Raw genomic sequence first — 20,247 nt, forward strand, 5'->3', positions numbered from 1 at the left:
GCTGTTTCACCTGAACTGTCACTCTTATTCGGCTGGGACAGTTGTTTGACAATTCAACAAAGTGTCCCTTGAACTGTCCCTGTTCATTGTAGATGATCTGCAAAACGAAAAATCGGAGACATTGAACGCCAGACCTGCCAACAAAAAGCGACCTCGAGTTGCACCTGGCCGGTGTTCTGCGCAAGTCATGGGTGGTTTCACGCCATCCGGAAGTCTGCCCGCAAGGGGCGGAAGCCAAAGGAGGAGTAAACAGAATGAAAGTCATTACTCGCAGGAATGCACTCAAGGCGCTGAGTATCGGCGCGGTCGGCGCGGCAGCCAATGTGGCTGTCAGTACCCCGGCGCTGGCTCAGGAGACGGTGACCTGGCGCATGCAGGCGCTTTGGGATGGTGGCACCACGCCGCAGAAATTTGAGGAACGTTTCGTCAAACGTGTCGGCGAGCTGACCGGTGGAAAGTTTCAGATCGAACTGTTCTCCGCCGGCCAGCTGGTCCCCGCGAACCAGGCATTCGATGCAGTTCGCGGCGGTGCATTCCAGCTGATGAAGACTTTCGACGGTTACGAGGCCGGCAAGATTCCGGGGTTGGCATTCACCAGCACGGTACCCTTCGGCTTTCCCGAGCCGGACCAGTTCGAAGCCTGGTTCTACGAACTTGGCGGCCTCGAGCTCGCGCGCCAGGCCTATGCGCCTGCGGGCCTGTTCTACATTGCGCCGACGGTATATGGCCCGGAGCCGATCCACTCGAAGTTCCCGATCCGCTCTCTCGCCGACATGAGCGGCAAGAAGGGGCGCTTCGTCGGTCTTGCGTCGAGCGTGATGGGTGCGCTCGGTGTCGCCGTTACCCCGATGGCCACAGCCGAGGTGTATTCCGCGCTCGACAAGGGTGTGATCGACTTCGCCGACCGTGGCGATCTGTCGGCCAACCTCGAGGCCGGCCTGAGCGAAGTGGCAAAGTACATCGTGATGCCCGGCCCGCATCAGCCGACCACCGCGACCAGTTACGTGGCCAACCGCGGCGCGTACGACCGCCTGCCGGCCGAGTTCAAGGCCGCACTGGCGGTTGCTGCGCGCGAAACCTCTTCTGCACTGCGCCAACACATCATGGTGTCGGACGGCAAGGCAATCGAGACCTTCAGGGCCAAGGGCGTAGAGGTGACCTCGCTCGACCCGAAGGAAGTCGCTGCCGGGCGCGTCAAGGCGCGCGAGGCGTGGAAGGCAGCCACTAAGAACGACCCGACTGCGGTGAAGATCCTGGAAAGTCAGATGGCCTTCATGAAGCAGCTCGGCCTGCTGTCCTGAGCGCAATCCGCAGCGCCTGACCTGTCGACTCTGCGGGGGCTCCGTCAGGGCCCCCGCCCAACCTGTTTCGGGAATGATCGTGCCCAAAGTGATACGCCTTTACGTGAAGGCCATCACCGGAGTGAATCGTCTGCTGTTCATGGGGGTCGCCTTGCTGGCCTTCGTGATCGTTCCGGTGATGCTGTATGAAGTAGTGGCCCGCTATGTCTTCAATGCACCCACGGTCTGGGGCATGGAGCTCGCGACGCTGATCTTCGGTCCGTACTTCCTGCTGGGTGGCCCCTACCTGCTGCACCTTGGAGGGCATGTAAGCCTGGACCTCGTGCACCGTGCCCTCTCGCCCGCGTGGAAGCGCAGGTCGGACCTGTTCAACCACCTTGTCATCATCTGCTTCTGCGCCATTCTGCTGTACTACTCCCTGCCGCTCGCAATGCAGTCCTGGGCGTTCCGCGAGACATCGTTCTCGGCGTGGAACCCGCAGATCTGGCCGGTCAAGTTCTCGATTCCGTTGGCTGTGAGCCTTCTCGCAGCGCAAAGTCTGGCGGAGTTCCTGTGTCTGCTGTACCGGGAGCCGTCGTCGCGCCCGGATGAGGACGAGGTGCAGGCATGACGCCCAACCTGATCCTGCTGATCATGTTCGGTGGCCTGACCGTGCTGATGCTGTCCGGCCTGCCGATCGCATTCGTTCTGGGTGGATTGTCACTGCTGCTGACGGTGACGCTGTGGAACCCGGATGCGGTAGTGCTGATGGTGCTGCAGGTGTTCGACACCATGCACTCCGAAGCCATGCTCGGAATCCCCCTGTACATCCTGATGGCCAGCATTCTTCAGCGTTCGGGCATCATCGAAGCGCTCTACGAGGCAATGGAATTGTGGTTCGGTCGCGTGCGCGGCGGGCTGGCAATCGGCACCGTTGTCATCTGCGTGGTGATGGCTGCGATGACCGGTGTGGTCGGCGCGGCCGTGACGGCGATGGCTGTGCTTGCCATGCCGCAGATGCTGAAACGTGGCTACGACCCCAAGCTGGTGACCGGCACGATCTGCGCCTCGGGGACGCTCGGCATCCTGATCCCCCCTTCGGTGCTGACCATCGTCTATGCGGTCACCGCTCAAGTCTCGATCGGGAAGATGCTGATCGCGGGCCTCGTGCCAGGTTTGCTGCTGGCGACACTCTACATTGCATACATCATTGCGGTTGCCTACCTGAAACCGGGTGCGGTGCCGGCGGGTTCGAACGAGCGCGTGCCGATGGCGAGAAAGCTTGCCAGCCTGAAAGCGCTGATCCTGCCAGCACTGTTGATCGTGATGATTCTGGGCTCGATCTTCTTCGGTGTCGCGACCCCCACCGAAGCTGCCGCGGTTGGGGTGTTCGGCGCGATGGTGTCGGCCGCGCTATGCCGGCGCCTGACGCTGGGCGGCCTGGGCAGCGCCGCCGTCGAAACCCTGAAGGCGACATCGATGATTCTGTGGATCACGATCGGCGCGAAGGCATATGTCGCCATCTTCACCGGCCTTGGCGGGGCCGACACGCTGCTCAATTTCATCCGCACGCTCGATGTGCATCCGTACGTGATCCTCGGCGTAATGATGCTGATCCTGATCTTTCTCGGCACCGTACTCGACGAGATTGGAATCATCCTGCTCACCGTGCCGGTATTTCTTCCCATCGTGCGCTTGCTTGGCTTTGATGAGATCTGGTTCGGCGTGCTGTATGCGCTGACCATCCAGACCGGATACATCAGCCCGCCCTTCGGCTACACCCTGTTTTACATCAAGGGGCCGCTGCCACCGCATCTCGGCATGGGCACCGTCTATCGCGGCATCCTGCCCTTCCTCTACCTGCAGATCCTCGCCCTGCTGATCTGTGCCGCTTTCCCCGGGCTGGTTACCTGGCTCCCCGCATTGGCGTCCGGCTGACGCACGACCCCATCAATCGACTGGAGACATCCACAATGAGCACACCAGAGAAAACCTCACGCGTGTCGGGCTTCCACAAGAAGAGCCCGCGCGAACGCCTCGACTTCGTTGCCGGGTTCAGCGGGCTGGATGAAGACGAGGTCGGACATCTCGCCAATATGGGAAACCTTGACCCACATCTGGCCGACCACCTGATCGAGAATGTCATTGCCACCATGAACGTACCGGTGGGCGTGGCGACCAACATGCGTGTCGATGGCGAGGACATCCTCGTGCCGATGGCAACCGAGGAGTCGTCAGTGGTGGCTGCGGTGTGTAATGCGGCGCGCCAGTGCTATGACAGCGGTGGTTTCGTGACCTCGATGTCCGGCACGCTGATGATTGCGCAGGTGCAGCTTGTAGGGGTGAGTGACCCGGTGCATGCCCGTATCCGCATTCTGGAGCGTCGAGAAGAGATCAAGGCCGTATGTGACGCCTGCGATCCGGTACTGGTGAAGCTGGGGGGTGGTTTTCGTGATGTGGAGGTACGCATTATCGAATCGGCTGGCGGGCCGATGGTGGTCACCCATCTCATCGTCGATACCCGCGACGCAATGGGTGCGAATGCGGTCAATAGCATGGCGGAAAAGCTGGCGCCCCAGATCGAGGTCTGGTGTGGGGGGCGCGTGTACCTGCGCATTCTCTCCAATCTGGCCGATCGCCGCCTCGCGCGCGCGCGGGCCGTTTGGACCTGCGACGCAATTGGAGGGGCTGCGGTGCGCGACGGCATCATCAGTGCGTTCCAGTTTGCGGCTGCAGATCCATACCGGGCCGCGACCCACAACAAGGGGGTCATGAACGGAATTTCGGCGGTGGTGCTGGCCACCGGCAATGACACGCGAGCGGTCGAAGCCGGTGCCCATGCATATGCGGCGCGGCGTGGCGCGTATGGAAGCCTGACCGACTGGGAGGTGACTGCGGAAGGAGATCTGGCCGGCACCATCGAATTGCCGATGGCGGTTGGCCTGATTGGCGGTGCGACCAAGCTTCATCCCACCGCCCGCGCGTGCCTCAGGATTCTTGGCGTCGCCTCGGCCGACAGGCTGTCCCGCATCATTGCCGCGGTGGGGCTGGCGCAGAATTTCTCTGCGCTGAAGGCATTGGCGACCACCGGTATCCAGAAGGGCCATATGTCGCTGCACGCACAAAATATCGCGATGATGGCCGGTGCCGTGGGCGATGAGGTCGCGGCGCTTGCCAGCGTGCTCGTCGGTCTGGGCACGGTGCGGGTCGACGTGGCCGAGATCGAGTTGAGGAAGCTGCGCGGCTGAGGGCGCTGCCCGGTGGCGACGAGATGTCGCTGCCGGCTACAGGCTGAACGAATGCCCTCCGCCGTGGAACGGATTGGGCTTTTCGGGGGCGGGGTGGAGGATGGCGCGGATCGATGGCGGGCACTGCGGCAGTTCGTTCTGCATCTGCTGCTGCACCTGCGGGAACAGCTGCCCCCATTGCTCGGCAGAGACCTCGATTGCGGCGGGAAGCGCCAGCGCGCTGGCGATCAGTTCAACCGCGCCTGTGTGGTCGATCTCGGTGCGGACGCGCTCCTTGAGCCGGACGTAGATCCGGAACTCGATCAGTCGACTGCCCGGCCGGGTGCCGAGGTGCACGATGTCGAGATCGTAGAGCAGCGCAAGGGCGGGCTGGCCACGAACAAAGCCGAGCGCGGTGAGATATCGAAATCCGTCGTAGGCGATGATGGCCAGCTCATCGTCTTCGGTCGGCACCGTCAGTGTGCCGTCGATGGTTTGCAGCACGGTGGGAAGGGTGGCGAAGACGGATTCCGTTTTCTGGGGCGGCGAGGTCATGGCAGCTCCGGGTCGATAGCGGTGGCCGAAAGGCATCCTTCACGAGACAACGTCCTCAGTGTAGATGCTGCCTGCCGTCGCTGCCATGAAGAGAAGGGGCGTGACCCGTGTCCTCGGACCGGGCGCGCCCCTGTATCCGCAAACGCTCAGCTCGCTGCAGGTGCGCTGGCCTTCTCCACATCGGTGGCTGCGGTGCCGCCAGTCTTTTCGGATGCGGGGTCTATCAGTGCCATGACGGCCCATCCCGGGCCGGGTTCGAGCGCGTTCTCTGCCGAGAACACTTCGAGCCGGCCCTTGGGGTCGATCGCGAACAGCAGCGTGGCATGGTCGCCATGCATGTTGCGGAAGTGCTCCATGGTGAAGGCTTCCGACAAGGTCGTGCGGCGGATCTCGGCACCGCGGTATAGGCGGCGCGAAAGGTCGATGTAACCGACCTTGTCGCTGAAGGCGGTGCGTCCCTCTCGTGCCGTGTCACTGCGGCCGTTGGTGCCCGTCGCGCCGCCAACCCGCAGCGCGAAGACGTCTTTCGCTCCGAATACACCCTTGTAGCGGTTGCAGGCGAGTGCGTTTAGGTGAGCATCGGCCGTGACCGCCAGCATGCGCCCGAGGCCGGTGGTGTCGAGATAGACCTCGGCGTGTTCCGACAGCGGGTTGCCGTAGTAGGCCTTGAGGCCGGCCATGCGGGCGCGGCTGACGTTGTCCCACAGGGTGTCGCACAGCAGGACCCGGATCTTCTGCTGCTCGAGGGCCTGCGCCAGCTTGCGTGCAAGCGGATTCGCGCCAAGGATCAGAAAGCCGGCCGGCTCGGGTTCGGCCACCTTGAGCATGGCGGCGAGCTTGCCCGCGGTCAGGCTCTGCAGCACGACGGTGCCGATGATGACAACAAAGGTCAGCGGCACCAGCAGGGCTGCCTGGTCGACGCCCCGTTGCTCGAGCTTGAGTGCGAACAGTGCGCTCACTGCTGCGGCAACGATGCCGCGCGGCGCAATCCAGGCCAGCAGGGTGCGCTCCTGCCACGGGATGTTCGAGCCCCAGGTGCAATACATGACCTTGAGCGGACGGGCGATGAACTGGATGGCCAGAAACACCCCGACCACGACCCAGCCCAGCGCTTCGAGCTGGGCGAAGTCGAGTCGAGCTGCAAGCAGGATGAAGAGCACCGTGATCAGCAGCAGCGAAAGGCTTTCCTTGAACGCCAGAATCTCTTCGATCGGCACGCCCTTGCGGTTGCCGAGGTAGATGCCCATCACCGTCACCGCGAGAAGGCCGGATTCCTCCGCCACTGCGTTGGAAAAGGCGAAGCAGCAGAACACCGCGCCCAGCGTGGCGACGTTGAACAGGTAGTTGGGCAGCCAGTCGCGCCGCAGGGCCTCGCCCATCAGGTAACCGCCGGCGAGGCCGGTAATCGTGCCGATGGCAATGGTGCCGAGGAAGAGCAGGATGGTCGCGCTCAGCGCGCCACCGGCCTCGGTGGAGACAACGAACTCGAACACCAGCACCGCGAGCAGCGCACCGATCGGATCGACGACGATGCCTTCCCAGCGCAGGATGTTGGCGATGCGGGCGGTCGGGCGCACGGTGCGCAGCATCGGCACGATGACGGTGGGGCCGGTCACGACCATGATGGCGCCGAACAGGATCGCCAGACCCCAGTCGAAACCGGCGATCAGACGTGCTGCCAGTGCGGCCACGGTCCACGTCACCAGCACGCCGCTGGTGGCGAAACGCCGCACGACATGCTGCATGCCCCGGATCTCGGAGAACTTGAGTGTCAGCGCGCCTTCGAAAAGGATGATGGCGACCGACAGTGAAACGAAGGGGAAGAGCAGTTCCCCCATCAGCTCGTCGGGGTTGAGCCATCCGATGCCGGGCCCGGCGACGATGCCGGTGATCAGCAGAAAGAGAATGGCGGGCAGGCGCAAGCGCCATGCGAGCCACTGGCAAGCACCACCGAGCAAGGTGATTGCTGCGATGGTGAGCATTGCATGTTCACCCAAAATATGTCTCCTGAATGGCCGTAAGCGTCAGTCCTACCGCTGCGGGCAGTGACGCGGAGGATGATTGTATATGAATGGGGGCGTCGTTCTTTGCCCTTGCTCGATGCAGGGACATTTCGCAGCCCGGAATGGGGCGGGTGACGGTGGCGGCGTGCACGAGCCTCTGTGCAGTGCTAGAAGCGGGAGCCGGGCTGTTCGAGGAAGGCCGTTTCAGCTGCGCTTGATTGCCGTCCCAGCGCGGCATTGCGGTGCGGAAAGCGGCCGAAGCGATCCACGATTTCGCGGTGGCGGCGGGCGAAGTCCAGATAGCTGTCGAAGGACACCTTGACTGCGGGGCCGGCTTCGGCCGCCAGGGCTTCAAAGCGTCGCACCGATTCGGCCTGGTCGTTGCGGTCTTCGGAATGCTCGAGTGGAAGATAGAGAAACACGCGCTCGACGGGGCGACACTGGCGGTCGATGCCGAGTGCGATTGCCTCCTTGCTCCAGCCCAGGGCCCGTGCGTCGAAGGCAAAGGCGCGTGCGCTGTTGCGGTAGATGTTGCGCGGGAACTGGTCGGTGAGCAGGATCAGGGCGAGGCGGCCGCGCGGCGTTTGCAGCCACGCGTCGAGCTCACCGTTTCCGGCCTGGATGACCCGGTGCTCGAAGCGCTCGCGGATCGCGGTGTCGACCTCGTCGCGCTTGCGCCACCACAGTGCGGACTGACTGGCGATGATGCTGGCCTCGTCGGTATCGGTCCCGAACCAGAAGGTGCAGATTGTCTCGGCTGTATCCACGCGCAACTCCTTTCCGATGCCATTCGGCGTGTGTCAGGCCGCCGCCCTGCGTGCCGCGTGGGCGGCCTGAAAGTAGTCGATGAACACCCGCAGCCGTGCCGGCATGTGGGTGGTGCCGGGAAAGTATAGATGGGCCGCGCCCAGCGTCGGCGCGTATTCGTCCAGTGCGGTGACCAGGCGCCCGGCGCGAATGTCTTCCGCTGCGGTCGACTCGACCACCTGCGCAAGGGCAAGTCCGCGGCGGGCGAGGTCGAGCTCGGCGACGAAGTCATTGACGATGAAACGCCCGCTGACCTCAAGCTCGAACAGCCTGCCATCGCGCTGCAGATCCCAGCGCGCGAGGCGGCCGCTGGTGGTGAAACGGAAGCGGACGCAATCGTGTGCAGCAAGGTCTTCCGGCGAACGCGGCGTGGGGTTGCGGGCGAAGTAGTCGCGCGTTCCCACGATCACCATTCGCGATGGCCGGCTGAGCGGCACGGCAACCATGTCGGCTTCGATGCTGTTGCCGAGCCTGACGCCGACGTCGAAGCGCCCTGCCACGATGTCGGTCAGGCCGTCGTCAAGGTAGAACTCGAGCCCGATGCCAGGGTAGCGCGCTGAAAACTCGACGACGTGCGGTGAAAACAGATCGGCGTAGGCGATTCGCGACAGCGCGATCCGCACCCGTCCGCTGGGCTGGCCGCGTGCGTCGGCGAGTGCGCTGAGGGCGCCGCCGAGTTCGGCCAGTCCGCGGCGGACACCATCGAGGATGCATGCACCTTCCTCGGTCAGGCTGACGCGGCGCGTGGTGCGCGCGAGCAGACGCACGCCGAGGCGCTTTTCCAGCGCGCGTATCGACTGCGAGAGGGCGGAGGGTGAAAAGCCCATCTCGGCCGCAGCGCGGGTGAAGTTTGCGTGGCGCGCAACGCACTCGAAGGTGGCGAGTGCGGGCAGGAGCGCGGGATCTATTTGTAAGTCAGGCTTCATGACTCATTCAGTATTTCTGCGTCGATCTTAATAGCCAAACAGTCTAATCTGAATCGTCCGGTATGCGGGGCTGCACCCTGCGACCCTGTTGATGTTTGACCCCCTTCCCCACGGAGTTGCCCGATGACGACTTTCATCCTGAACGGACAGCGTGTCAGTCCCGACCTGCCCGATGACACCCCGCTGCTGTGGGCCTTGCGCGACGGCCTCGACCTCACCGGCACCAAGTTCGGTTGCGGCATGGGCCTGTGCGGTGCCTGCACGGTGCACCTGGACGGCGAGCCGGTGCGCGCCTGTTCCACCCCGCTCTCGGCGGTTGCCGGAAAGAAGGTGACGACGATCGAAGGCGTCGATGCCGCCCGTGCGGGGCAGGCCGTGCAGGCCGCATGGCAGAAGCTCGACGTGGTGCAGTGCGGTTACTGCCAGTCCGGCCAGATCATGTCGGCCACCGCCTTGCTGGTCGCCAACCCCAGACCCACCGATGCCGAGATCGATGCGGCGATGAGCGGCAACATCTGTCGCTGTGCCACCTATGTGCGCATTCGCGCAGCCATCCACGAAGCCGCCACGGCCCTGGCATGAAGGAACGCGACATGACAACCCGTATCGAAAACGTATCCCGCCGTGATTTCTTCAAGGCGGGCGCAGGACTGACCCTGGCGCTGGTGCTGCCGTCGGCGCGCGGCGCGGCCGCCAGGGTCGCGGGCCCCGGCATCGCCGGTTCCGCCCCGGCGGTCGCAGCCGCGTTCGAAGCCAATGCCTTTGTGCGCATCGGCACCGACAACACGGTGACGGTGCTCGCCAAACATCTGGAGATGGGTCAGGGCACCTTTACCGGCCTTGCGACACTGGTTGCCGAGGAACTCGATGCCGACTGGGCGCAGGTCGTGGTCGAAGGCGCGCCTGCCGACGCCGCACGCTACAACAACCTGTTCTGGGGGCCGGCGCAAGGAACGGGGGGCAGTACCGCGATCGCCAACTCCTTTGAACAGATGCGGCATGCCGGCGCGACCGCGCGCGCCATGCTGGTGCAGGCGGCAGCCGGGCTCTGGAAGGTGGCGGCGGAGTCGATCACCATCAGCGCCGGCGTGGTGAGCCATGCGCCGAGCGGACGCACGGCAGGTTTTGGCGAACTCGCCGAGGCCGCCGCCGCCCTGCCGCTGCCGGCCACGGTGACGCTGAAGGACCCGAAGGATTTCACCCTCATCGGCAAGCATGCTCCACGCAAGGACAGCGTGGCCAAGACCACCGGCCGCGCGGTGTTTACCCAGGACGTGAAGCTGCCCGGCATGCTGGTCGCGGTGGTGGCACATCCGCCGCGTTTCGGTGCGACCGTGCGTGGCGTCGACGACACGGCGGCGCGGGCCGTGCCCGGCGTGGTCGAGGTGGTGCGCATTCCCTCCGGCGTGGCGGTGCTGGCGGGGGACTACTGGACGGCAAAGAAGGGGCGCGATGCGCTGCAGGTGGACTGGGACGAAGCCGCCGCCTGGCGCGGCAGTTCGGCACAGCTGCTGGCCGACTACCGCAAGCTCGCGGCCACGCCCGGTGCGGTGGCGCGGAACGATGGCGACGCCGAGGCTGCGCTGGGCAAGGCGGACAAGGTGGTCGAAGCCGAATTTGCGTTCCCCTATCTCGCACATGCGGCGATGGAGCCGCTCAACTGCGTGATGAAGCTGGACGCGGACAGCTGCGAAGTGTGGAACGGCGAGCAGTTCCAGACCGTCGACCAGGCCGTGGTCGCAGCCATCCTCGGGCTCAAGCCGGAACAGGTGAAGCTCAACATGCTGTTCGCGGGCGGCAGTTTCGGGCGTCGTGCCAACCCAAAGTCCGACTATCTGGTGGAGACCGCCCACATCGTCAAGGCGATCGGTGGCAGGGCACCGGTGAAGCTGGTGTGGTCGCGCGAGGACGACATGCGTGGCGGGCACTACCGTCCCCTGTATCTGCACCGCCTGCGTGCCGCGCTCGATGCCACGGGCCGGCCGCAGGCGTGGTCACAGCGCATCGTGGGGCAGTCCATCATGCTCGGTTCGCCCTTCGAATCGCTGATGATCAAGGACGGGGTCGATGCGACCTCGGTCGAGGGCGCGGCCAACCTGCCTTACGCCATCCCCAACCTTGCGGTGGATCTGCATACGACCAATGCGCTGACCAAGGTGCCGGTGCAGTGGTGGCGCTCGGTGGGCTCCTCCCACACGGGGTTTGCAACCGAGGTGTTCATGGACGAGCTCGCGCTTGCGGCGGGTAGCGATCCGGTGGCCTACCGGCTTGAGCTGCTCGCAGCACATCCGCGCCATGCAGCGGTGCTGCGGCTCGCTGCCGAAAAGGCCGGCTGGGGTACGCCACTGCAGGCCGCGAGCGACGGTGGCAGGCGCGGTCGCGGGGTTGCGGTGCATGAATCCTTCAACAGCTTCGTCGCCCAGGTGGTGGAAACCACGGTCGTCGCCGATGGCAGCTTCCGGGTCGACCGCGTGGTGTGCGCGGTGGACTGCGGGATTGCGGTCAATCCGGACGTGATCCGTGCGCAGATGGAAGGTGGCATCGGCTTCGCCCTGGCCGCAGCCCTGAGTGGCGAGATCACCCTCAGGGACGGTCAGGTCGAACAGTCCAACTTCCATGACTACACCGTGCTGCGCATCAACGAGATGCCGGCCGTGGAGGTACATATCGTGCCCTCGGCGGAAAAGCCGTCGGGTGTGGGCGAGCCCGGTGTGCCGCCGCTGGCACCGGCGCTGGTGAATGCGCTGTACGCGGCAACCGGCAAGCGTATTCGCAGGCTGCCGATCGGCACGCAGTTGCAAGGCTGATGCGGATGCCTTCCCGGAGCGATTCTTGCTGCAGGAAGGCTTGGCCTGAACCGCCGCCGGCTTCTGCCGAAGCGGGCGCGCCAGGTTCTGTACCGATTTGAGATGGGGTAAGGGCATGGATAGTCTGGATCTGGAAGTTCTGCAGCGTGCGAGAACATGGCTCGCAGACGGAAAACGGGTGTTGCTCGCCACGGTCGTGCGCACCTGGGGCTCGTCGCCACGCCCGCCAGGCGCGCTGCTGGCCTTGCGCGAAGACGGACGTGCGGTGGGGTCGGTGTCGGGTGGGTGCATCGAGGACGACCTCATGCACCGCCTGCGCGCCGAAGGCATGCCCGAAGCGGCATGCAAGGTGAGCTACGGCGTCGGTGCCGAGGAGGCCCGCCGCTTCGGGTTGCCGTGCGGCGGCACAATGGAACTGGTGCTGGAGCCGCTGGCCGACCCGGCACCGCTCGACGCCTTGCTCGCCAGGCTGGCGGCGGGCGAACTGGTGGAGCGCAGCCTGCATCTGCCCAGTGGCAGGAGCGCGCTGGCGCCGGCGCATCCCGAGCAGGCGACGGGCTTCGACGGGGAAACCCTGGTCAGTGTGTTCGGGCCGCGCTATCGCCTGCTGCTGATCGGCGCCGGCCAGCTCGCGGCCAGCCTCGCACGCATGGCGCTCGCGCTGGACTTCGCCGTCACCGTCTGCGATCCGCGCGAAGAGTGGTCCGAGGAATGGAACGTAGCGGGCACCGTGCTCACCCGCGAGATGCCCGACGATGTGGTCATTGGCATGCGTCCCGACGCGCGCACCGCGGTGATCGCACTCACCCACGACCCCAAGCTCGACGATCTCGCGCTGATGGAGGCGCTGCGCTCGCCTGCCTTCTACGTGGCGGCGCTGGGCTCGCGACACAACAATGCCGTGCGGCGCGAGCGTCTGCGCGAGTTCGATCTCGACGCGTCGCAGGTGGCAGCCCTGCGCGGCCCGGCCGGGCTGTACATCGGCAGTCGCACGCCGTGCGAGATTGCGGTCTCGATCGCGGCTGAACTGGTCGCGGTAAAGAATGGTGTGGTGCCCGAGCGGGTCCTGCCGGTGGCAGAGGCCAAGGCCGCACTCGAACTGGCCGAAAACGCCTTGTCCGCCTGCGCCCGCAAGTGACGGTGCGCGGCATCCTGCTTGCGGCAGGTTACGGCCGCCGCTTCGATCCCGAAGGGCGGCGCGACAAGCTGCTTGCGCGCCTGGCGGATGGTCGTCCGCTGATCTGGCACAGCGCCCTTGCCTTGTGCGCGGCGCTGCCCGGCAGCCTCGCGGTGGTGCGTCCGGGGCAGACGGAGCGGGTGCACTGGTTGCGTCTGGCGGGCTGCGAGATCCTGGAAACCGCGCACGCCGAGCAGGGCATGGGCAGTGCGCTGGCGGCGGCAGTGGCGGCCAGCGCGGATGCTGCCGGCTGGGTGATCGCGCTCGCCGACATGCCCTGGTTGCCCGCAGCCGCGGTTGGCAGGGTGGCCGCCGCCATCGACCGGCCCGACACGGTGGTGGCCCCCATGCACGGCGGCCGGCGCGGCCATCCGGTCGGCTTCGGTGCGGCATGGGGGGCGCGTCTTGCCGCGCAGGAGGGTGACCGTGGCGCGCGTGACCTGCTGCAGGAGGCCGACGTGCGCCTGCTCGACTGGCACGATGACCGCATCCTGCGCGACGTCGATCAGGTCACCGATCTCGATCCGGCGCTGCCTTCCTGCGGCTGAATCAGACCGTTGGCGCGGCGGGGTTCAGTACATTGGCGGGAGCATCGCGCACGACACTGTCGGGCTCGGTAACGGGCGTGCCGCGCACCGTCTGCAGGGGAATGACACCTGCCCATACCGGCCAGCCGAGATCCTCCTCATCATCCTTGACCCCGCCTGCGCGAATCTTGGCCGACGCCTCGGTCAGGGGGATGCGCAACACCGTGGTGGCGTTGAGTTCCTTGCCGGTGATCGGACGCAGTTGTTCCCAGCGCCCCGGTGCAATGCCTTCGATCAGGGCACGCAGGCTGTTGAGCTTGGCGTCCGGCTCATCAAGCTGTTCGAAACATCCATAGACCACCACCGCGCGGTAGTTCATCGAGTGATGCATGGCCGAGCGCGCCATCACCAGCCCGTCGGCGAGCGCAATGGTGACGCAGGCCTGGCCGGTGGTGAGCGCCTTGAGCATGCGCGAACCCTTGGCACCGTGGATGTAGAGGTGCTCGCCCTCGCGCCAGTGGATGGTGGGCAGGGCATGGACGGAGCCTTCCCACTGGAAGGCGACGGAGCACACCGTGGCGGCGTCGACGATGCCGTTGATGGTCTCGCTGTCGTAGTGGGCGCGCGCCGGGAGGCGTCTGACGCGGGTGCGCTCGGAAGGGGCGGGGTGCGTGTTCATGTCGGGGTGCCTGACGCTTGTTTGAGGTGAGCGGCCAGCATATGCTGCTGGTGGCACCATCAGTAGTGCCACCAGATTCATTTGGATTGGAGCCACCATGCAACTCGACTGGCTGCTGGCCCCACCGTTTCCGCCGGGTGTGCCGCGCCAGCGCCTGCTGTATCAGCGGCTGCGCGAGGCCATTCTGAGCGGCCAGCTGAAGGCCGGCGCGCGCCTGCCTTCCAGCCGCAGCCTTGCTGCAGGTCTGGGCATTGCGCGCAACTCGGTGCTGTTCGCGTATGAGCAGTTGAGCGCGGAGGGCTGCCTGCATGCCGACCGCCATGGCACCCGCGTGGCGCAACTGACGCTGCCCGATGCGTCCGCACACAGATCGCACGGCAAGACCGTGGCCCTGCCCGGTCTGTCGGTGCGTGCCGCAGCTGCACTTCAGCCCGAGCACGGGCCGGACACCGACATCCTGCCCTTCGCGCCCGGCGCGCTTGATCTCGGTGCCTTCCCCTTTCGCAGCTGGCGGGCCAGCCTGGACCGGGCGTGGCGCGAGGCGGGTGCGCGCCAGCTGGGTCATACGCCGTATGGCGGCGAGCCGGTCCTGCGGGCCGCGCTGGCCGAACAGCTCTCCACCGTGCGCGGCTTTGCCGTCACTCCCGGGCAGGTGATCATTACCAGCGGCACCCAGTCGGGGCTGGACCTGTGTGCGCGGCTGCTCGCCGACAGTGGCGACACCGCCTGGGTGGAGAGCCCCGGTTATCTGGCGGCGCGCGGCGCACTCGGCCTGGCCGGCCTGCGCCTGCACGCGGTGGCGGTCGATGAGGACGGACTGGCGCCGGCCGCGGCAGACTGGCACGCACATCCGCCGCGTCTGATCATGGTCACGCCCTCGCATCAGTATCCCAGCGGACACGTCATGTCGCTCGCGCGCCGTCTGGCCCTGCTCGAAGGCGCACGTGCGGCCGGTGCGTGGATCATCGAGGACGACTACGACAGCGAGTTTCAACGCGGCGGCCCGGCGCTGCCTGCGCTCCATGGACTGCAGCCGGGGGCGGCGGTGGTGTATGCGGGCACGTTCAGCAAGACCCTCTACCCCGGCCTGCGCATTGGCTATCTGGTGCTGCCGCCGGCGCTGTCCGGCGCATTTGCGCACGCCGCAGGGCAAGCCGTGCGCGCCGGTCAGGGCATCGAACAGGTGGCGCTGGCCGATTTCATCCGGCGTGGCGAGTACACCTCCCATCTGCGCCGCATGCGCAAGCGCTACGAGTTGCGCCAGCGTGCGGTGCGTGCGGCGCTGCTGCGTCAGCCGGGTCCGGAACTCGGTATCGACGGCGGCGCGGCGGGCCTGCATCTGGTGCTGCGTTTGCCGCCCGCACTGCGCGATACCGAGGTGACGCGGCGTGCAGCCCGGCTCGGGCTCGGGGTGCGGGCCCTGTCGCACTATGCGCACGCGCCCTTGTGCTGCAACGGGCTGGTACTGGGCTACGGCAACGTCGACGAAACGCAGATGGACGAACTGGTGCGCCGGCTGCGGCTCGCAATGGCCGATGGTGCCTGACCGGCCTCGGCGGCGTCTTGCCGCCTTCAGCGTGCGCCGGGCTGGTTCAGCACATAGGCCCGGGTGGTCAGGTATAGCACCAGCCCGTTGAGCAGGTGCCACAGGAAGTGTGTGCCGAGCGTAGCGGTTTCGCAGAGTGCCATGTCGAGCGAGCGAAAGCTCAGCGACACCACGAAGATGAATACCGCGAGCAGCAGGATCAGCGGCTCGCGCTTGCCTGCGGCGCGGTGGTAGAGCCCGATCGCAGCGATGAACACCAGCGCGCCGCCGTAGGCCAGCGAGCCGTTCAGCCATGCGCTCGGCAGCGTGGCAAAGCCGACGGACACCAGGACGTAGACCAGCACCAGCGCAGCGACCCTGGAGGGTGCGAGGCCGCCGATATTGCGCGCATACAGCACAAGAAAGGCCATCTGGTAGATGAAGATCGGCAGCACGTCGGCGAACATCGTCCACCGGTTGGCCAGGGTGTGAAACAGAAAGCTGCCGATCCCGATGCAGGCCATGTTGGCGGTCAGGAACACGGCCGGCGCGCCGGCGCGGACGCCGTTGCGACGCATCAGCAGCATGATTGCGATCGCCGCCAGCACGAAGGACAGGTTGGTGAGGGCGTTGACCGGCTCTGCCCAGAATCCGGGGCTGGTGCGTTCGCAGTAGAGATCGATGGCGGCGGAGAGTGATGCGTCCATGGGTGCGGCTGGCGATGACGACGGGGTTGCGCGGGGTAATGATGCCTGACTATCGGGCTGAAAATGATGATGCCGGCAGCCGTTCATGCTCGATTTCAGTGCACCAAAATCCCGCGTGTTCCTCTATTCTCGGCGCCCTGTTCGAATTTTATCGCCTGCAGGCAGTGCCGTGCATGCCCAGGCGGGCGTTGCCATCTATCGGAAAACGATCATGAAAGTTGTCATCAGAGCATTCTTCAAGACCCTGCGTCTCGTCATCGGACCCATGATTCTGCTGTGGGAAATGATTACCCGGCCCAAGGGCGTGTCACGCCCGGCGGAAGAGCAGGGCAAGGTCGATAAGGAGTGCGGCATGCTGGCCTTGTATGAATTCAGGACCTGCCCGTTCTGCATCAAGGTGCGCCAGGAGATGCGTCGCCTCTCGCTGCCGATCGAACGTCGCGATGCGCAGCACCCGGGCAGCGTCCGCGAGGAGCTGGTGCGCGGCGGCGGTCAGGCCAAGGTGCCCTGCCTGCGGGTTTCCGACAAGGCGGGCAACAGCAAGTGGCTGTACGAGTCGGACGAAATCATCGCCTATCTGCGCGGACGCTTTGCGCCTCAGTAACTGAAGCAAGGGGACGGCTTACTCAAGCACCTCGACCGCCATCCCCGCTTCCAGCCGCCCCGGGCCGTCGTGAATCAGGTTCTGCCCGAACATCACCATGTTGTTGTGCCGCCGGTAGCCTGCTAGCGTGCGCAGGGGTTCGGGGCTGCGCAGCGCAGTCTCGGGGTCGATTGTCGTGATCGCGCAGCGTGCGCAGGGCTTCACCACGCGAAAGACCACGCCGCCGATGCGAATCACCCGCCAGCGGTCTTCGGCAAAGGGTTCGCAGCCGCTCACCACCAGGTTGGGGCGGAAGCGCTGCATCGGCAGCGGCTGCTCAAGCCGTGCGTTGAGATCGTCGAGCGAGGCCTGCGAAATCAGCAGAAAGGGGAAGCCGTCGGCAAAGCCGGTCTGATCGGATGGCGCGGCGTAGTCGGGGTCGAGCGCGCGCTGAACGTCCTCGGCGAACTGCACCAGGCGGCAAGCTTGCGCCAGAAAGCGGCTCAGCCAGGCGTCTGCAGCCGGATCGGCCAGGGTCGCCTCCACCGTGTCTTCCCACACCGTGACCGGCATGCGTTGCTGTGTCGTTCCCTGCAGCGTGATGTCCGGCATGTCCGGCGCGCTCAGCGTCAGTACGCCAGCGGCATCGATCCGGGTATCGATCAGTGTCATTTTCGGCAACTGGCGCTGGGTAAGAAAGTGTCCCTGCGCGTCGACGACCATCCAGTGGCGGTCGAAGCTGAAGCCCTTCGCTCCGATGTCGAGCGCCGGGTGCTGCGCGCCGCGCAGGGATTTGACCGGGTAGCGATACAAGTGGGTGAGAGTCAGCGTGCTCATGATTATCCGGTGGGGAGGTCAGCGCTTGCCACGCAGTTTCGTCCACGTGCCTTCGCCATGTAAACACCTTCATCTGCACGCCGCATCAGTGCGTCAGGGGTGATCATGGCGGTCGTACGTGAGGCAACGCCGATGCTCACGCTGCCTGGCCACTCGCCACCGCCGGCGGCGACACGCAGCGCATTGACCCTGGCCCGCAGGCTTTCGCCGAGCTGCATTGCGCCTTCCAGTGGCGTGTGGGGGCAGATCACAAGAAACTCGTCGCCACCCAGGCGGCACACCATGTCGTCGGTGCGCACCGATTCTGCGAGCGTTCTTGCCAGCGTGGTCAATACCTTATCGCCGGCTTCGTGCCCCCAGGTGTCATTGACGGTCTTGAATCCGTCCGCATCGATCATCATCAGCGAAAGCGGGCTGCCCGAGCTCTGCCACTCAAGCCCAATGACGTGCATCGCATGGCGCCGGTTGGGCAGGCCGGTCAGGACATCGGTGAGCGACAGCGTTTCGAGGTTCTTGTTGGCGACGGCCAGTTCGCGCGTGCGTTCTGCGACTTTCGCCTCGAGCGTCTGGTTCAGCTCGTGCAGTTCGCGGTTTTGCTGCGACACCTGGGCAAAGAGGCCGCTCAGTGCCGCAAGCAGGGGCTCGGTGGCACGGGTGCCGAGCCGGGCATCTTCGGCTAGGGCCTGTTCCGGGCTCATGCCCTGGCCGATCAGGCGCAGTTGCCTGGCCATCGACTGGTCGGAGCCGAGGATGTGGTACGCCAGCCAGTGGATGAGAAAACTGAGCAGACGGCTCGAGAGCTCGGCGGTCATCTCCGTCTGCGAAATACGGACAATCTCATCGACGAAGCTCTCGTGCTCGCGGGCCTGTGATTCGAGATGTCGCGGGTCGATACCCTGCGCGGCCATCATCGACTCTTCGGCCGCAAAATGGAAACGTGTGTAGGCAGCGAGTTCGTCGATCAGGCCTGCAAGCGATTCCTGTCCCGCCGTGGACGCATTGGACAAGACGTCGCCAATGCGGTTGATGATGCGGACCAGCTCCATGTGCTGGCTATCTACTTCGTCTATGCCGGTGACGAAATTCTCGTCCCACTGAAATGAATCCATCGTCCGTTCCCCTGCTGGGTTGCCCCGTCAGAGCAGCGTCATTCGAAATCCACTGCCCACATTGGGGTTAATCGTGGAAGTGTATTACGAACGGTGCATGGCTTCCGGCCATTTTCGAAACAGGGCTGGTACATTGGCTGCAGCCGCCGCCGGATCGGCCACACGCGTAAGGACCGCGTGTGGGCTGTGCACGCGCTGAACAATCAGTATTTCGCGAAGTTGGCGTTGATGCGCTGCTGCAGGTAGTCGCCCGCAGTGATTGGCGGATACTTTCTGCCCGGCCCTTCGATGACGGCGCTGCGATTGGCCTGGCAGAAGAAGGCAATGCTGTAGCGGTCGCCCTGGTACTCATGCGGCTGCGGATTGCGTACCCGATGGAAGTTCGACGGCAGCTGGTCGTCGCTCCAGCGCATCAGCATGTCGCCGATGTTGCAGGTGATCACGCCGGTCGCGGGTTCGACAGGCGTCCATTCCTGTGCGTCGGCTTCCTTGCCGGGGCAGACCTGCAGGCCACCCTGGCCGTCCTGCTGGAACAGCAGCGTCAGGCAGTCGAAATCGGTATGGGCGCCGGCGCGCCACAGCCCGAGCCTGTCACTGAACTCGGCGGCAACGGGGTAGTAGTGGAGCAGGCGCAGGGTGCTCTGGTAGTCGGCCCCTGCGGGGTCGTGCGCGCGGGTGAAGAAATCGCTGTCAAAGCCGAGCTTGTCGGCGAAGCAGGACAGCACTTTCATGCCGAGCTCGCGGCAGCGCCGCTCGAACTCCAGCATCGTGGCACGAAAGCCGGGCAGGGCGTCCTCGTCCGGCCACATTTCGGCCATGTGCGGCAGCGTGATCTGGTACGACTCCTTCTGGTCCGGTGTGCCGGTCGAGGGACGCACCTGGGCCAGGCTCTCCCAGCCGGCATTGCACCCCTTCACCAGTGGCGATCTGCCCTTGATGCTGGCGGGCAAGGCAAAGAAGCGCTCGGCGGTGGCGAAGGCCTGCTTCACTTCGACGAGGTCGATGCCATGGTTTACCAGCTGGAAGAAACCCACCTCCACGGCGGCATCCCACAGCTGATCGGCAATTTCGGACTTGCGACGATCGAAATCGCCAAGGTCGATACGGCGGATCTCGCGAGTGCGGCTTTCGGTGCCGACGGCACCCATGCGGGATTCGAGTTTGAGTTCGTCGAGGGTGTAAGGCGTGGTCTGACCGTTCATCATCATGCTCCTGTGCCCCGCGGGGCGGCTGAGGGCCTGGACGCACGACGGCATGGAAAGCAGGCGTTCGCTGCGGTCGGCATCGCAAGGCATCTTGAAGAAAATCCCGGTGCAGCCTGCATTCGTCCGAACGCGGTGTCGCACCGACTCCAAGAGCAATTTCCGACCGACCCTCGGGCTGCCTGTCAGCTGCAGCTGAGGGGGCTGAACGCTTCTACTCTTATCTCTTGCTTAGCAGAATCCGTTCCACATGCCTGCAGGGCCGGATCGCAGCAGAAGCGGGCAGGTGCCGCTCA

19 protein-coding genes are annotated in these 20,247 nt (G+C 65.2%); 10 read left to right on the forward strand and 9 right to left on the reverse strand.

The features are described from left to right. Positions 1-254 precede the first annotated feature (254 nt). The 4 genes from dctP to AC22G6_RS05840 all read left to right on the forward strand — a co-directional run bounded on the left by dctP (position 255) and on the right by AC22G6_RS05840 (position 4,528). Positions 255-1,301 carry a TRAP transporter substrate-binding protein DctP gene (dctP, locus tag AC22G6_RS05825; RefSeq protein WP_487365990.1) on the forward strand — a complete coding sequence of 349 codons (1,047 nt, stop codon included), beginning with the start codon at positions 255-257 and terminating at the stop codon, positions 1,299-1,301. A gap of 79 nt (positions 1,302-1,380) precedes the next feature. Next, positions 1,381-1,911 (forward strand): TRAP transporter small permease subunit, encoded by a 531-nt coding sequence (locus AC22G6_RS05830; protein ID WP_199915130.1) that lies wholly within the window; start codon positions 1,381-1,383, stop codon positions 1,909-1,911. After that, positions 1,908-3,218, forward strand: a complete 1,311-nt coding sequence (locus AC22G6_RS05835) for a TRAP transporter large permease (RefSeq protein WP_487365991.1) — start codon at positions 1,908-1,910, stop codon at positions 3,216-3,218. The genes AC22G6_RS05830 and AC22G6_RS05835 overlap by 4 nt, the downstream gene beginning before the upstream one ends. Positions 3,219-3,238: 20 nt before the next feature. Further along, a complete protein-coding gene (locus tag AC22G6_RS05840) occupies positions 3,239-4,528 on the forward strand; it encodes a hydroxymethylglutaryl-CoA reductase, degradative (RefSeq protein WP_487366099.1) in 1,290 nt (429 codons plus the stop codon). A gap of 36 nt (positions 4,529-4,564) precedes the next feature. On the opposite strand, the gene AC22G6_RS05845 is transcribed toward AC22G6_RS05840, so the two are convergent. From AC22G6_RS05845 to AC22G6_RS05860, 4 genes are all read right to left on the reverse strand, one after another. Next, positions 4,565-5,062 (reverse strand): hypothetical protein, encoded by a 498-nt coding sequence (locus AC22G6_RS05845; RefSeq protein WP_487365992.1) that lies wholly within the window; start codon positions 5,060-5,062, stop codon positions 4,565-4,567. A gap of 146 nt (positions 5,063-5,208) precedes the next feature. Next, positions 5,209-7,059 carry a cation:proton antiporter gene (locus tag AC22G6_RS05850; protein ID WP_487365993.1) on the reverse strand — a complete coding sequence of 617 codons (1,851 nt, stop codon included), beginning with the start codon at positions 7,057-7,059 and terminating at the stop codon, positions 5,209-5,211. A 173-nt stretch (positions 7,060-7,232) separates the two neighbouring features. Continuing rightward, the gene (locus tag AC22G6_RS05855; RefSeq protein WP_487365994.1) at positions 7,233-7,832 is read right to left on the reverse strand and encodes a DUF924 family protein; all 600 of its coding nucleotides are present in this window, start codon (positions 7,830-7,832) and stop codon (positions 7,233-7,235) included. 33 nt (positions 7,833-7,865) lie between these two features. Beyond that, positions 7,866-8,798, reverse strand: coding sequence for a LysR family transcriptional regulator (locus AC22G6_RS05860; RefSeq protein ID WP_487365995.1), 933 nt, complete (start codon positions 8,796-8,798; stop codon positions 7,866-7,868). A gap of 123 nt (positions 8,799-8,921) precedes the next feature. On the opposite strand from AC22G6_RS05860, the gene AC22G6_RS05865 reads away from it, so the two are divergent. The 4 genes from AC22G6_RS05865 to AC22G6_RS05880 all read left to right on the forward strand — a co-directional run bounded on the left by AC22G6_RS05865 (position 8,922) and on the right by AC22G6_RS05880 (position 13,330). After that, entirely contained in the window at positions 8,922-9,380 is a 459-nt protein-coding gene (locus tag AC22G6_RS05865) for a (2Fe-2S)-binding protein (protein ID WP_487365996.1), read from the forward strand. 11 nt (positions 9,381-9,391) lie between these two features. Next, positions 9,392-11,605, forward strand: a complete 2,214-nt coding sequence (locus tag AC22G6_RS05870; RefSeq protein ID WP_487365997.1) for a xanthine dehydrogenase family protein molybdopterin-binding subunit — start codon at positions 9,392-9,394, stop codon at positions 11,603-11,605. A 115-nt stretch (positions 11,606-11,720) separates the two neighbouring features. Beyond that, on the forward strand, positions 11,721-12,743 hold the full coding sequence (locus tag AC22G6_RS05875) for an XdhC family protein (RefSeq protein ID WP_487365998.1): 1,023 nt from the start codon (positions 11,721-11,723) through the stop codon (positions 12,741-12,743). A 2-nt stretch (positions 12,744-12,745) separates the two neighbouring features. After that, the gene (locus AC22G6_RS05880; protein ID WP_487365999.1) at positions 12,746-13,330 is read left to right on the forward strand and encodes a nucleotidyltransferase family protein; all 585 of its coding nucleotides are present in this window, start codon (positions 12,746-12,748) and stop codon (positions 13,328-13,330) included. Between the two features lies 1 nt (position 13,331). Here AC22G6_RS05880 and AC22G6_RS05885 read toward each other — a convergent pair whose 3' ends face one another. After that, positions 13,332-13,988, reverse strand: coding sequence for a pyridoxamine 5'-phosphate oxidase family protein (locus AC22G6_RS05885; protein WP_487366000.1), 657 nt, complete (start codon positions 13,986-13,988; stop codon positions 13,332-13,334). Between the two features lie 97 nt (positions 13,989-14,085). Between AC22G6_RS05885 and pdxR the strand changes: the two genes are divergently transcribed. Continuing rightward, positions 14,086-15,534, forward strand: coding sequence for a MocR-like pyridoxine biosynthesis transcription factor PdxR (gene pdxR / locus AC22G6_RS05890; protein ID WP_487366001.1), 1,449 nt, complete (start codon positions 14,086-14,088; stop codon positions 15,532-15,534). A gap of 26 nt (positions 15,535-15,560) precedes the next feature. Here the strand turns inward: pdxR and AC22G6_RS05895 are convergent, their stop codons facing one another. Further along, on the reverse strand, positions 15,561-16,220 hold the full coding sequence (locus tag AC22G6_RS05895; protein ID WP_487366002.1) for a ceramidase domain-containing protein: 660 nt from the start codon (positions 16,218-16,220) through the stop codon (positions 15,561-15,563). A 211-nt stretch (positions 16,221-16,431) separates the two neighbouring features. Here AC22G6_RS05895 and AC22G6_RS05900 point away from each other — a divergent pair, with 211 nt between their 5' ends. After that, complete coding sequence (locus AC22G6_RS05900; RefSeq protein ID WP_487366003.1) at positions 16,432-16,824, forward strand: glutaredoxin family protein; 393 nt, start codon at positions 16,432-16,434, stop codon at positions 16,822-16,824. 18 nt (positions 16,825-16,842) lie between these two features. Here AC22G6_RS05900 and AC22G6_RS05905 read toward each other — a convergent pair whose 3' ends face one another. From AC22G6_RS05905 to AC22G6_RS05915, 3 genes are all read right to left on the reverse strand, one after another. After that, positions 16,843-17,640 carry an MOSC domain-containing protein gene (locus tag AC22G6_RS05905; protein WP_487366004.1) on the reverse strand — a complete coding sequence of 266 codons (798 nt, stop codon included), beginning with the start codon at positions 17,638-17,640 and terminating at the stop codon, positions 16,843-16,845. 2 nt (positions 17,641-17,642) lie between these two features. Continuing rightward, positions 17,643-18,749 (reverse strand): bacteriohemerythrin, encoded by a 1,107-nt coding sequence (locus AC22G6_RS05910; protein WP_487366005.1) that lies wholly within the window; start codon positions 18,747-18,749, stop codon positions 17,643-17,645. Positions 18,750-18,952: 203 nt separating this feature from the next. Next, positions 18,953-19,951 carry an isopenicillin N synthase family dioxygenase gene (locus tag AC22G6_RS05915; protein WP_487366006.1) on the reverse strand — a complete coding sequence of 333 codons (999 nt, stop codon included), beginning with the start codon at positions 19,949-19,951 and terminating at the stop codon, positions 18,953-18,955. Positions 19,952-20,247 lie beyond the last annotated feature (296 nt).

Source organism: Parazoarcus sp. PS-13 R2A (assembly GCF_057621855.1).